Source organism: Pseudoalteromonas sp. AS84 (genome assembly GCF_038900255.1).
Classification (GTDB): Bacteria; Pseudomonadota; Gammaproteobacteria; order Enterobacterales; family Alteromonadaceae; genus Pseudoalteromonas.
Map to the genome: position 1 here is coordinate 1 of NZ_JBBMQY010000023.1, position 12,941 is coordinate 12,941.

General features: G+C 40.3%; 17 protein-coding genes. 6 read left to right on the forward strand and 11 right to left on the reverse strand.

The window, feature by feature from the left end; translation table 11 throughout:
* The first annotated feature begins 323 nt into the window (after positions 1 to 323).
* Positions 324 to 869 carry a gamma carbonic anhydrase family protein gene (locus WNY79_RS17815; protein ID WP_024599934.1) on the forward strand — a complete coding sequence of 182 codons (546 nt, stop codon included), beginning with the start codon at positions 324 to 326 and terminating at the stop codon, positions 867 to 869.
* Here the strand turns inward: WNY79_RS17815 and WNY79_RS17820 are convergent.
* Together WNY79_RS17820 and aroE are read right to left on the reverse strand one after the other, a co-directional pair.
* Entirely contained in the window at positions 861 to 1,115 is a 255-nt protein-coding gene (locus WNY79_RS17820; protein ID WP_342876519.1) for a DUF1488 family protein, read from the reverse strand. The two genes, WNY79_RS17815 and WNY79_RS17820, sit on opposite strands and share 9 nt — an antisense overlap.
* Complete coding sequence (gene aroE / locus WNY79_RS17825; protein ID WP_024599936.1) at positions 1,112 to 1,936, reverse strand: shikimate dehydrogenase; 825 nt, start codon at positions 1,934 to 1,936, stop codon at positions 1,112 to 1,114. The genes WNY79_RS17820 and aroE overlap by 4 nt, the downstream gene beginning before the upstream one ends.
* Before the next feature lie 52 nt (positions 1,937 to 1,988).
* Between aroE and WNY79_RS17830 the strand changes: the two genes are divergently transcribed.
* Positions 1,989 to 2,426 (forward strand): group II truncated hemoglobin, encoded by a 438-nt coding sequence (locus WNY79_RS17830; protein WP_004335148.1) that lies wholly within the window; start codon positions 1,989 to 1,991, stop codon positions 2,424 to 2,426.
* Between the two features lie 63 nt (positions 2,427 to 2,489).
* On the opposite strand, the gene hemF is transcribed toward WNY79_RS17830, so the two are convergent.
* From hemF to WNY79_RS17860, 6 genes are all read right to left on the reverse strand, one after another.
* Entirely contained in the window at positions 2,490 to 3,440 is a 951-nt protein-coding gene (hemF, locus tag WNY79_RS17835) for an oxygen-dependent coproporphyrinogen oxidase (protein WP_342876520.1), read from the reverse strand.
* A gap of 1 nt (position 3,441) precedes the next feature.
* Positions 3,442 to 4,005 (reverse strand): L-threonylcarbamoyladenylate synthase, encoded by a 564-nt coding sequence (locus tag WNY79_RS17840; protein ID WP_024599938.1) that lies wholly within the window; start codon positions 4,003 to 4,005, stop codon positions 3,442 to 3,444.
* 25 nt (positions 4,006 to 4,030) lie between these two features.
* Positions 4,031 to 4,606 (reverse strand): topoisomerase DNA-binding C4 zinc finger domain-containing protein, encoded by a 576-nt coding sequence (locus WNY79_RS17845; protein ID WP_342876521.1) that lies wholly within the window; start codon positions 4,604 to 4,606, stop codon positions 4,031 to 4,033.
* 114 nt (positions 4,607 to 4,720) lie between these two features.
* The gene (locus WNY79_RS17850; protein WP_197186266.1) at positions 4,721 to 5,194 is read right to left on the reverse strand and encodes a DUF494 family protein; all 474 of its coding nucleotides are present in this window, start codon (positions 5,192 to 5,194) and stop codon (positions 4,721 to 4,723) included.
* A 1-nt stretch (position 5,195) separates the two neighbouring features.
* A complete protein-coding gene (gene dprA / locus WNY79_RS17855; protein ID WP_170072877.1) occupies positions 5,196 to 6,287 on the reverse strand; it encodes a DNA-processing protein DprA in 1,092 nt (363 codons plus the stop codon).
* 31 nt (positions 6,288 to 6,318) lie between these two features.
* The gene (locus WNY79_RS17860; RefSeq protein WP_024599941.1) at positions 6,319 to 7,437 is read right to left on the reverse strand and encodes a LysM peptidoglycan-binding domain-containing protein; all 1,119 of its coding nucleotides are present in this window, start codon (positions 7,435 to 7,437) and stop codon (positions 6,319 to 6,321) included.
* Positions 7,438 to 7,555: 118 nt separating this feature from the next.
* On the opposite strand from WNY79_RS17860, the gene def reads away from it, so the two are divergent.
* The 4 genes from def to trkA all read left to right on the forward strand — a co-directional run bounded on the left by def (position 7,556) and on the right by trkA (position 11,788).
* The gene (gene def, locus WNY79_RS17865) at positions 7,556 to 8,062 is read left to right on the forward strand and encodes a peptide deformylase (protein WP_024599942.1); all 507 of its coding nucleotides are present in this window, start codon (positions 7,556 to 7,558) and stop codon (positions 8,060 to 8,062) included.
* A gap of 21 nt (positions 8,063 to 8,083) precedes the next feature.
* Entirely contained in the window at positions 8,084 to 9,037 is a 954-nt protein-coding gene (gene fmt, locus WNY79_RS17870; RefSeq protein WP_342876522.1) for a methionyl-tRNA formyltransferase, read from the forward strand.
* The gene (gene rsmB / locus WNY79_RS17875) at positions 9,030 to 10,325 is read left to right on the forward strand and encodes a 16S rRNA (cytosine(967)-C(5))-methyltransferase RsmB (RefSeq protein WP_024599944.1); all 1,296 of its coding nucleotides are present in this window, start codon (positions 9,030 to 9,032) and stop codon (positions 10,323 to 10,325) included. The genes fmt and rsmB overlap by 8 nt, the downstream gene beginning before the upstream one ends.
* Before the next feature lie 86 nt (positions 10,326 to 10,411).
* Complete coding sequence (trkA, locus tag WNY79_RS17880; protein WP_024599945.1) at positions 10,412 to 11,788, forward strand: Trk system potassium transporter TrkA; 1,377 nt, start codon at positions 10,412 to 10,414, stop codon at positions 11,786 to 11,788.
* Between the two features lie 65 nt (positions 11,789 to 11,853).
* Here the strand turns inward: trkA and WNY79_RS17885 are convergent, their stop codons facing one another.
* From WNY79_RS17885 to WNY79_RS17895, 3 genes are all read right to left on the reverse strand, one after another.
* Positions 11,854 to 12,069, reverse strand: a complete 216-nt coding sequence (locus tag WNY79_RS17885) for an EF-hand domain-containing protein (RefSeq protein ID WP_024599946.1) — start codon at positions 12,067 to 12,069, stop codon at positions 11,854 to 11,856.
* A gap of 79 nt (positions 12,070 to 12,148) precedes the next feature.
* Positions 12,149 to 12,361, reverse strand: a complete 213-nt coding sequence (locus WNY79_RS17890) for a calmodulin (RefSeq protein WP_024599947.1) — start codon at positions 12,359 to 12,361, stop codon at positions 12,149 to 12,151.
* Between the two features lie 139 nt (positions 12,362 to 12,500).
* Positions 12,501 to 12,713 (reverse strand): EF-hand domain-containing protein, encoded by a 213-nt coding sequence (locus WNY79_RS17895; protein WP_024599948.1) that lies wholly within the window; start codon positions 12,711 to 12,713, stop codon positions 12,501 to 12,503.
* Positions 12,714 to 12,941: the final 228 nt, after the last annotated feature.

Sequence of the window (12,941 nt, forward strand, 5' to 3'; positions counted from 1 at the left end):
ACCCTTTATTTTTCGAGTCAACACTTTGTTTTAAACTTTCTTTTGGAAGATTTAAAACCGAAGTTTTATTTAACTCTATGAGTAGTTGCTGCCTTGCTATGCTTCGGCGTTTCCCGTCTCAGTGGGGTCGCATTATAGGGAGATCATATTTTTACGCAAGCACTTTTTTAAAGAAAAAGTAAAAAAAGATGCTGTTCGGTTAGTATCTGAACTAAACACCCTGAAACTGATAGTTTTGTAACCAAACAGTGCACTGTATGGTACAAAAATCACCTTGCTGATACACTCAAATACTAATAATCATGATCTAAAAGGTACTAACTATGGCAATTCGTTCTTATAAAGGTGTTACTCCTTCATTTAATGCGTCTGTTTATGTTGATGATTCATCGGTTTTGGTTGGTAACATTACTTTAGGTGATAATAGTAGTGTGTGGCCGTTAGTAGCTGCACGTGGTGATGTTAACTATATACGTATTGGTGAACGTACAAATATACAAGATGGCAGTGTATTGCATTTATCTCGTGCAACTAAAAGTAATCCTGATGGTTACCCACTTATTATAGGTGACGATGTAACTGTTGGTCATAAGGTAATGCTGCACGGATGTGTATTAGGGAACCGTATACTTGTAGGTATGGGCGCTATTATTATGGATAACGTGGTTGTTGAAGATGATGTAATTATTGGCGGCGGCTCTTTAGTGCCACCAAACAAACGTTTAGAGTCTGGTTACTTATATGTAGGAAGCCCAGCTAAGCAAGCCCGCCTTCTTACAGAGCAAGAACTTGCCTTTTTAAAAATATCTGCCGATAACTATGTATCACTTAAAGATGAATACTTAGCTGAAATCGCTAACTTAAGTTAATAAGCTTACTTCAATTTGGCCTGCCGAGTTATAGATCTCCTCTTCGATGAGTTCCTCGGCACGCTCCTCATAATCAAAACGGTACTTTTCAAAATACTCTGTTGCATGGCTTTCGTCTGTTAATTTAAGTGTATTTACTTGTATTACACACTCCACCAGCATGCCACTAACTTGTGCAAAAAATACTAACTGATGATCAGGCTCTCTAAATTCTAGCCTATCTATAAATTGTATTGCCTGATTCATTTAAGCACCCCTTGTTTAAGCGCATCCACTACGGGAAGTATTTTTGGCATTTTATTACGCCATACATAATATGCTTGAGCAGCTTGACCAACTAACATTCCACTGCCATCTAAAAGCTTAGCGTTAATATTATGCTGTGCAACCCAATTCATAAAAATGGTATTTTGCAGTGAATAAAACATGTCATAAGCTACTTCACAGTTAGTTATGTGTTTTTCATCAAGAGCTGGAAGCTCATCATTCATACTGCTAGAGGTAGAGTTTATAATTAGTGAGTAATCGCTTACTGGTAAATCACTAAAGCCGAAGCCAGATACTGGTCCATATTGAGTAAACAGCTCTGCGAGTTCTTTGGCTTTTTGTGCTGTGCGATTAACTATTATTATTTCCTGAGGGTTATGCTCTAACAAAGGTAAAATAACCCCTCGAGCAGCACCGCCCGCACCTATGATTAAAATGCGTTTATTAGTTATGGCTACTTTATTAGCGAGTAAATCATTTACAAAGCCCACACCATCGGTGTTATCACCGAGTAATGTGCCATCATCTCGTTTTTTTAATGTATTAACAGCCCCTACAATTTTAGCTAATGGCGTAAGCTCATCAGCCATTGCATAGGCTTGCTCTTTAAATGGCATCGTAACGTTAGCACCAACACCACCTTGCCCAAAAAAAGACAATACTGTTTTTTCAAAGTTATCGATAGGTGCTAATATTGCGCGATAGTCGATTTGCTCACCCAGTGATACAGCAAATTGTTTATGTATCGCGGGGGATTTTGAATGTTTAATTGGATTTCCAAAAACCGCATATTTGTCCATTTTAAAGCAACCTCTTTGCAGCATAAACTGCCTATTAACGATGATAAATTATATGATTAAACGACTTTTCTCTAAATCTAAGCCAGCTCCCGAGCAACAGGCTCCTACTCCTGAAAAAACACCGTATGAAATAATAGGTGGAGAGAAAGGGGCGCGTGCTATCTCCAATCGATTCTACGACATAATGGAGTCAGATGAATACGCTAAACCGTTATATGATATGCATCCTCTGCCATTAGATCGAATTCGCCAAGTATTTTTTGAATTTTTATCTGGTTGGTTAGGCGGGCCGAACCTATTTACTGAAAAACATGGCCAGCCAATGCTACGTAAAAGACATATGCCTTTTACTGTAGATAAAGCATTGCGTGATCAATGGATGTACTGCATGAATAAAACGCTGGATATAGAAATAGACAACCCGTTGTTACGTGAAGGCTTAAAGCAATCATTCTCTCAACTAGCAACGCACATGATCAATCAACATTAAATTTGTATTTAGCCCCAATGCAAAAAGGCGCTGATTAGCGCCTTTTTGATTACTGTGTAATTGTTATAATTGCCATTCTCTGGCTATCAACTCACTTGCTTGACTCGTTAACCACTCTTGCGGGCGTAAGTAATACTGATATAGGTTAGCTTCTGGGCTACTTGGTTCTGGTTTATAATTATATTCCCAGCGTGCAAGTGGTGGCATAGACATTAATATAGACTCAGTGCGCCCGCCACTTTGTAGCCCAAACAACGTACCTCTATCCCACACTAGATTAAACTCAACGTAGCGTCCGCGACGATAAAGCTGAAAATCACGTTGTTGCTCTGTGTATTCATCATTTTTACGGCGTTCAATAATAGGTAAATAGGCATCTAAAAAGCCATTACCAACCGATTGCATAAACGCAAAGCTCTTTTCAAAACCAAGTTCGTTTAAGTCGTCAAAAAATAAACCGCCGACTCCGCGCGTCTCGTCTCTGTGCTTTAAATAAAAATACTCGTCGCACCATGTTTTGTATTTTGGATAAACTTCACTACCAAATGGTGCACAAATATCATGAGCAACTTGATGCCAATGCTGTACGTCTTCTAATACTGGATAAAAAGGAGTGAGATCAAACCCGCCACCAAACCACCATATTGGCTCTTCGCCTTCTTTTTCAGCAATAAAAAAGCGCACATTGGCATGACTTGTTGGTACATGAGGGTTTTTTGGATGAATAACTAACGACACACCACATGCATGAAAGCTGCGTCCTGCAAGCTCTGGTCTATGCGCTGTTGCCGAACCTGGCATTGAAGCGCCAAATACATGTGAGTAATTTACCCCACCTTGCTCTATCACTGTGCCATTAGTGGTTACACGTGTGCGGCCACCACCGCCCTCTGCTCTTTGCCAGTTATCTTCTATAAATTTAGCACTGCCATCTGCAGCCTCCAAACCTTGGCAAATAGTGTCTTGCAAAGCCATAAAGTATGCTTTTACTTGATCTAATAATTCGCTTTGCATATTAACCTCTAAATATTTTGCCAGTCATGGCGTCTTTTATCGTGCTTGGTTGAGTATTGCCACCTAATGGCTCATCAACGTAAAAGCCAACTTGCTCTGCAAATTGCGTTTTAGCTTGCTCAATACTAATGACCGTTTCTTGCCCTGTTAAGTTTGCACTCGTTGATACAAGCGGTTTGCCAAACTCTTGGCATAAACGTTTTACTGTTGGATGGTTAGTTACTCTTACTGCGATAGTATCAAACTGCCCAGTTAACCACTTGGGTGTATTTTTAGATGCAGGCATAACCCACGTAATTGCAGCAGGCCAACTCGAAAATATATCAGCGCGTTTATCCATAGGTATTTTTGCATCATCTACGTATTTTAATAATTGTCCGTAGTTATCAGCAATTAAAATAAGCCCTTTTTCAACCGGGCGTTGCTTAATAGCTAATAGTGCCTCAACGGCTTGTTGATTATCTGGATCACAACCTAAACCATATACAGCTTCTGTTGGGTATAAAATAACTTCGCCTTGCGTTAAGCACGTTATTGCAGTGGGCGTATTTGAAAGGTCTGACAAAGTAGTCTCCAGATATAATTAAACGTTATTCAGTTGGGGTCAGCTTATGCATGCAACTTTTTTGTGGGCATTGCAATAATGTGCCATTTGCCATATTTCTCTCTATGACGATGGGCCAGCCACATTCAGGACACGGGTGTTCGACCGGTTTATTATTAAGCGTGTATTTACAACTTGGGTAGCAATCACAAGAATAAAATACTTTACCAAATTTATTACTGCGCGCGACTAAATGACCCTTTTTGCATTTGGGGCAACTTGGCAAAGTGTCTTCGCTTTGTTTTTCTTCATTTTCGTTAGCAATATAATGACATTCTGGATATCCCGTACACCCAATAAACATACCGTAGCGGCCATTTTTAACCACCAGCGGTTTGCTACACTCAGGGCATGCTGAATCTTCTAATATTTTGATTTCGTTACTATCGTGATGTGCCAACGGCCTAATAAAGTCGCATTTAGGATAACTTGCGCATCCTAAAAAAGGGCCTGATTTACTATTGCGGATCACTAACTCTGAACCACACTGTGGGCATATCTCGTATTCTTCTTCGAGGGCGTGCTTGTTCGCCGAGAAAAGCGAATGGTCGATTTTACTCATGGTGATCCTAATAGGTTGGTGAATTTTCGCCTAATATACCCAAACCACTTAAAGATACAAGCAATGCTGTGCTTATACGTTTAAGTAATTTGAGTACAATTAAGATAATTATCTCTAATGGAGAAGTTCGCTGGGTTCATCAAAAATCAAATCTTCCATTTGCTCATACGCCTCCTCAGAGCCAGGAACATTAAACAAAATCATAAGTACAATCCATTTTAAATCTTCTAGGCTTATGGTTGGTTTATCCAGAGAGGCTAAACAGTCCATTACCATCTCACGAGTTACATTGTTAATTACGCCTATTTGCTCAATAAACATTAAAAAGCCACGACACTCAGCACTGAGCCTTTGGCATTCGCTATCGGTAAATATACGAACTGCATCTTTAGGATTATCAATAAGATAAGGAGACTCATCGCTGTGTTGTAAATCGGCGAGTTGCTCTAACCAATCGAGTGCTTTAAATATCTCAGGCTTATTAAAACCCGCGCGCAGTAGCTCATCGGTTAACTCATTTTGCTCTGCAAATATATCTGCTTCGCTATGAATGTAATTTTCAAAAAGATATAAAAGAATATCAAACATATTACCTTCCTGCGCTTAACTTAATATAACCATCTAGGACGCGCTCAATCTGATCGTCTAATTCTAAATCGAGCAATCTAGCGAGTACTTTGTCTATTGGCCACCGAGCGCGACGCACAATGTCGTCTACACTGGTTACTTCAAAGCCAATACTATTTAAAACCTCACATTGAGAATTTGCCTGAATTGGCTGTTCTTTATTACATACGCTATTGTCGTAAGTAAAACTCACCTCATCAAGAATGTCAGCCACGTTTTCTACTAACTTAGCGCCTTGCTTTATTAAAAAGTGACTTGCCTGTGCTAGCGGGTTTTTAATAGAACCTGGTACTGCAAATACCTCTTTATTTTGTTCAAGCGCATAACGTACTGTAATTAACGAACCGCTTTTGATTTCAGCCTCAACAATGAGCACCCCCAAAGATAAACCAGAAATAATACGATTACGGCGCGGAAAGTTATGAGCATGAGCAGCTGTTCCTGGTAAAAACTCACTCACCAGCAGGCCGCTTTCTAACACTTGGTCTGTTAATAGTTTATGGCGTTTAGGATAGTAAATATCAACCCCAGTACCAAGCACAGCTATGGTTTTACCCGTACCAGCAAGAGAGCCCTTATGTGCTGCTCCATCTATTCCCCGCGCCATACCTGAGGTAACTGTAATCCCCGCCAAAGTTAACTCGTATGCAAATTCTGATGCTATTTCAAGCCCGGTAGGTGTGGCATTACGACTCCCTACAATTGCAATTTGTGGGGTAGATAGTAACGAGACATCACCCCTACAAAATAGTAATAAAGGGGCACTGGCAATCTGCCGGAGATCTTCTGGATAAAGCGCATCAAAAATACAGACTACGGTAATGCCCTGCTGCGCAATTAATTGCTCATAATGGCTGATTTGTTGCCAATTAGTGTTGAGTAAATTACTCGCTTGATTAGCGGTTAATCCTAGCTGTAAAAGCTTGTCATGAGGTAAGTCGAATAACGACCCAAGGGAATAGTTTGTAGATAGTGCTAAAAGGGTTTTTATACCCAACCCTTTACACATATAAAAGGCAAGCCAGTGGGCTAGCTTGCCAGATGACTGATCCATGCTCTCTCCTAGAGCACCGACTCGCTACTTCTTAATGAATAACTGCAATATCTCCAATGCGAATTGGGTGCTGGTTTTTAGTTATTAATGCATAACTTATTTTGTCATACACTTTAAAGACAATTAGCTCGCCAACTTTTTCTTTAGGCATAGTCCACGTTGTATTTTCTTCGTCAGACTCATCACCAAATAATTGGCTCACATCAGATAAAAGCTTCTCGTATTTACTAGAGTCTTCTGGGTAACGAGGGCCACGAGGACCATCAATAACCGTTGGCGATTGACGCTCTAGATCTAATACATGACCTTCTTCTATATTTTGTTCACTGCCTAAGTTTAGCACTACAACATCCATTGTGCTGAATTCTCTAACGTGGCGCGGGGAAGCGATAATATTCCCTGTTACAGGCTCAGAAGGACGGTGTATATTAAAGTACGCAGGAAGCATTTGACCTTCCATTGCCGGCATTAAAAAGTCACCTTGCTGAATTTCTCGTTTAACAGATTCAACACGTAATGACGAAGGCACGCCATTGTGTTCATCACCTGCTCTAAACGCACGTGCGATACCCACGTAAGATGCACGCGTTGCTAACACTTCACCAGTTAAGTCGGTGTAAGCATCGCCCTTGTGGTAAATGGCATACGCTTTATGTACTTGTAAGTCGCCTTTAGCATATAAAATATGACCTAACGTTTGTGTTTTAGTGTTTTCGTTAGCACCTAAAATATAAGGTTTGCCTTTAATATCATCACTGTTCATTGCTTGCTCGTAACTGATATAAGGTTTAATCATTTCAAGCGGCAAGGTAGTAATAGCATTACGCCCTTTTGGTGTAATACGCCCCTGAGGAGATAACTTTCTATATCCTTTATTGATCACTAAACGTGGGTTTCCATCTGCATCGTATATCAGCGCTAATGCATCGCCGGGGTAAATTAGGTGCGGGTTGTCAATTTGTGGATTCATTTGCCAAAGTTCAGGCCATAGCCAAGGCTCATCTAAATAGATGCCAGAAATATCCCAAAGTGTATCGCCTTTTTTTACAACATACTGTTTTGGTGCATCTTTTTTTATTTTAAGCACGTCAGCAACTGCGGGGAATGCAGCACTTAACGTAAGCATGATTGCAAGTAATGGAGATTTCATTGAGCTTCCTTGTATTGTTTTTTCATTATTATTGCCCAAAACCTGTTAAAGGTGAACGCGAATGGCTAAAATAAGAGCATACAATACCCTAAATTAAGCACAAGTGAAAAAGGTAACTATGGCTAGGTTAGAAGTTTTAAGATTTCCAGATGAGCGTTTACGTACTATAGCAAAAGATGTTGCACAAGTTGACGACACAGTACGCCAAATTGTAAAAGACATGCTAGAGACAATGTACGATGAAAATGGCATTGGACTTGCGGCCACGCAAGTAGATATTCATCAACGAATCGTTGTTATTGATGTATCAGAAGAGCGTGATGAGCCACTGGTGTTAATTAATCCACAAATCATTAAAAAAGACGGCTCTACCGTTAGCGAAGAAGGCTGTTTATCAGTACCCAACTCGTATGCAAAAGTAGATCGCGCAGAAACAGTAACAGTCGCTGCACTTAACGAAAACGGTGAAGAATTTGTACTAGATGCAGATGAATTACTGGCTATTTGTATTCAGCATGAACTAGATCACCTTCAAGGTAAGCTGTTCATTGATTACTTATCTCCATTAAAGCGCCAACGTATTCGTAAAAAGCTTGAAAAAGAAGCCAAATTTGCAGATCAGTAATAAGCACCTTAGGAAAACTCAGTGACTCAACCATTACGCATTATATTTGCCGGTACGCCGGACTTTGCAGCACGTCATTTACAAGCGCTGATACAAAGCGAACACCAAATAGTGGGTGTATATAGCCAGCCAGACCGCCCTGCTGGTCGTGGTAAAAAATTAAAAGCCAGTGAAGTGAAAGAGCTAGCGCTTGAGCACAACTTACCGGTTTTTCAGCCACAGTCATTAAAAAATGATGAAGCACTAGCAGAGCTAACAAGCTTAAATGCCGATATTATGATTGTTGTAGCGTATGGCTTAATTTTACCTAAAGCTATATTAGAAGCCCCGCGTTTAGGTTGTTTAAATGTGCATGGTTCTATATTACCGCGCTGGCGCGGTGCTGCACCTATTCAACGCGCAATTTGGGCTGGTGATGAACAAACCGGCGTAACAATAATGCAAATGGATGAAGGGCTAGATACCGGCGATATGCTACATATAAGTCGCTGCCCTATTAGCACGACAGAAACTAGCGCAAGCTTATACACAAAACTTGCTGAGCTAGGACCAAACGCATTAATTGAAACCATTAATAAATTAGCTAATGGCGAGATCACCTCTGAACCTCAAAATGATGAACTTGCTAACTACGCTAAAAAGCTTTCTAAAGAGGAAGCTAATATCGACTGGTCTATGAGTGCGCTGCAAATTGAGCGAAACATTCGCTCTTTTAATCCATGGCCAGTGTGCTTTACCCAAATGGGTGGGCAAACAGTAAAGATTTATCAAGCGCAGGTTGTGCAGCAATTAGGTGATCCTGGGCAAATTTTATCAAGCGACAAAAATGGCGTAGTAGTGGCGTGTGGCGAACACGCTTTATGTATTACGCAATTACAGCCGCAAGGTAAAAAACCAATGGCAATTAACGACTTTTTAAATGGTCGTAGTGACTGGGTTACCCCTGGCACAATATTAGGCGAAAACAATGAGTAATGTTCCAAACGTAAGAGCGCTTGCCGCTGAAACTTTATATAACGTCGTTGATAAAGGCGCATCGCTTAATCAAGAACTTCCATTTGCCAGCCAAGGCTTGCCGCCTAAAGATAAAGCGTTACTACAGCAAATTTGTTATGGCGTTTTACGCTATTTACCGAGCCTTGAAAATTACTGCCAACACTTAGTAGAGCAGCCATTAAAAGGTAAACGTAGAATATTTCAGTTTTTATTGTACGTAGGTATTTATCAGCTACAGCATATGCGCGTACCACCGCATGCTGCTATTTCAGAAACTGTAAACGCACTGGCTCAACTTCGCGCTTTAGGATTAAAAGGGCTAATAAACGCCATTTTACGTAGTTTTCAGCGCCAACAAGCAGAGCTTGAAGAAAAAGCAAAGCTGATCCCTGTGTGCTTATACAACCACCCAAATTGGTTTATCAAACAAGTTAAAGAAGCCTATCCAGATAGCTGGGAAGATATACTTGCAGAAAACCAACAACAAGCACCTATGTGGTTACGTGTAAATCAGTCGCAGTTTAGTACACAAGAATACAGCGATATGCTTAGCGCTAATGATATTGAACACACCTTAAACCCAGATTTTGTAGATGGGATTAAGCTTGCTAAGCCACGCGATGTATTTTCATTGCCTGAGTTTGATACGGGTGCATGTTCAGTACAAGATGCCGCAGCACAACTTGCAGCACGCTTTTTAGAACCTAAAGCAGATGACTACATTTTAGATGCCTGTGCAGCACCTGGCGGTAAGACGTGTCATATATTAGAGCTTGCTGATGCAGAAGTACTTGCACTTGATAGCGATGCAACTCGCCTTGAACGTGTTAAGCAAAACTTAACGCGTATTGGCTTAGGCGCAGATCTTCAATGTGGCGATGCATCACAACCACATACTTGGTGGGACGAAAAATTATTTGATCGTATTTTGCTTGATGTGCCTTGTTCGGCTACTGGCGTAATCCGCCGCCACCCTGATATAAAATGGTTACGTCGCGCATCTGACATCGAAGACTTATCTAAATTACAAAGCGATATTCTTGATAGCATTTGGCCACTATTAAAACCAGGCGGCACATTAGTATATGCTACGTGTTCGGTTCTTCCACAAGAAAACCAGCAGCAAGTCGCTAAGTTTTTAGCTAATAACGATGACGTAGAGCATATTCCGCTACACGAAAACGATACCTTAACAACTCCTGGTTTGCAGTTATTACCCGGTGAAAGTGATGGATTTTATTACGCTAAACTAGTTAAAAAAGCCTAATAGCCGTACACTGAATAGTTAGCCATTTATGAAATATTAAATGGCTATTTTTTTAATTAAATTATGGTCAATACCACGGGTAAATAATGAAAATAATTATACTCGGTGCCGGGCAAGTTGGCGCTACGCTTGCTGAAAACTTAGTTGGCGAACAAAACGAAATTACTGTTGTTGATATTGACGGTAACCGATTACGTGAACTTCAAGATAAGTACGACTTACAAGGGGTTATGGGCCACAGCGCACATCCTGATGTATTACGCCGTGCTGGCGCTGAAGATGCCGATATGATTATAGCCGTAACCAGTTCAGATGAAGTGAACATGGTTGCATGCCAAGTGGCGTACAGTATTTTTAATACTCCCACTAAGATTGCCCGTATTCGCTCGGAGCAATATTTAAAGTACCGCGAGAAGCTTTTTCAAAATGATGATTTACCAATCGATCATTACATTGCTCCCGAAGCACTGGTCACTAAGTATATCCGCCGTTTAATTGACTACCCTGGTGCTCTGCAAGTGTTGCAGTTTGCTGATGGCATGCTCTCATTAGTAGCAGTGAAAGCTTACTATGGCGGTTTACTTGTGGGTTATGCGTTATCTGCACTTAAAGAACACATCCCTAATGTAGAAACTCGTGTTGCCGCTATTTATCGTCAAGGTAAAGCAATAAAACCATTAGGTACAACCGTTATTGAAGCAGATGATGAAGTATTCTTTATTGCCGCTACAAAACATATACGCGCAGTAATGAACGAGCTGCAAAAGCTTGAACGCTCTTACAAAAAAATTATGATAGCTGGTGGCGGTAACATTGGCGCTGGCCTTGCCCGCTCACTTGAGAAAAACCACACCGTTAAATTAATTGAGCGCAGTAAAGAACGTGCTGAACAACTCTCAGAAATGCTCGATAACACGGTCGTTTTTTGTGGTGACGCATCTGATCAAGAACTTCTTTCAGAAGAACATATTGAACAAGTCGATGTATTTATTGCCGTAACCAACGACGATGAAGCTAACATTATGTCAGCCATGCTTGCTAAACGTATGGGCGCACAAAAAACCATGGTGCTTATTCAGCGTGGTGCCTACGTAGATTTAGTCCAAGGCGGCGAAATAGACATTGCCATATCACCACAACAAGCCACTATATCTGCGCTATTAACGCACGTACGCCGTGGTGATATTGTTAACGTGTATTCACTGCGTAAAGGCGCAGCAGAAGCCATTGAAGCCGTTGCTCATGGTGATGAAAACACATCTAAAGTGGTTGGTCGTGCGATTGCCGATATAAAACTTCCTGCAGGAACAACTATTGGGGCAATAGTACGTAATGACGATGTGCTGATAGCCCACGACGATACAATTATTATGTCGGGCGATCATGTCATCATGTTTTTAATCGACAAAAAACATATTACCGTTGTAGAAAAGCTCTTCCAAGTAAGCGCTATATTCCTATAATCATAGTTCTTAAACGCAAAAAAGCCGCTGACTAAGGCGGCTTTAGTGGAGTATGAAGCGTTTGCTTACTGTACTTTTGAAAACTCTTCTTTAGAAATCTCACCATTTCCATCGGTATCTAAATCATCAAAGATTTTTACAAGCTGAGGGTTAACCTTTGCTTCTTCCATTGAGATTACGCCATCGCCATCTGCATCAAAAGAAGAAAAATCGACTGCTGCGTATGCTGCTGATGAAGATGCTAAAACGATAACTGCAAGTGTTGTATTTAATGTTTTCATAATAATATTCCTAGTAAGATGGGAAGTCCTTTTCAAAGATCCCTGACTGTGAAAAAATGTTTAACCTGAAAAAGATTAATTAGTAATTAGCGAACTCTTCTTTAGAAAGCTCACCGCTACCGTCGGTATCTAGCTCAATAAATTCAGCCATTAAGTCTGTATCTACTGCAGCTTCGCTTGGGCTAATTGTGCCGCTACCATCGATATCAAGACTGTCAAAATCTGATGCTGCAAATGCAGCTGAAGAAGACGCTAGTGCGATAAGTGCTAATGCTTTATTTAAATGTTTCATAACTTAATCCTTCAATGTTCTATCAAAAAAATTGCTTCGTTTAACTTAAAACGTAATTTTCACTTCCTTGTTATCCTCTTTCGTAAGCTCCCTTGCCTACTTAGGTTGTCTTTGGCAACTCAGGACAAATACTTTTAAATTATGCTTCTGAAAATTCTTCTTTTGATAACTCACCATTTTGGTCAGTATCAAGCTCTGAGAACATGCTCATTAACTTCGCATCTACTGATGCTTCTGCTTGGCTGATTGTGCCACTGCCATCAACATCAAGTGTGTCAAAGTCTGTTGCAGCAAAAACGGCTGAAGATGATGCTAATGCGATAAGTGCTAAAGTTTTATTAATGCTTTTCATAATATGTATCCTTCAAATTTATGTGTGTGCGATTAAGTATTTCACTTTGAATCACGATTTCGTTCAGTACACTTAGACTATTACAACTTAGATGCCAATATTTAAAAGCTATTAAATTTCAGATAGTTAAATGTACAAGGCATAAAAAGAAGGGGTTTTTAAGGTAATTACTGTTGCCTTTTAGCAACGCACTTTATAGTGGATATATTAAAACGATTAAAAACATAT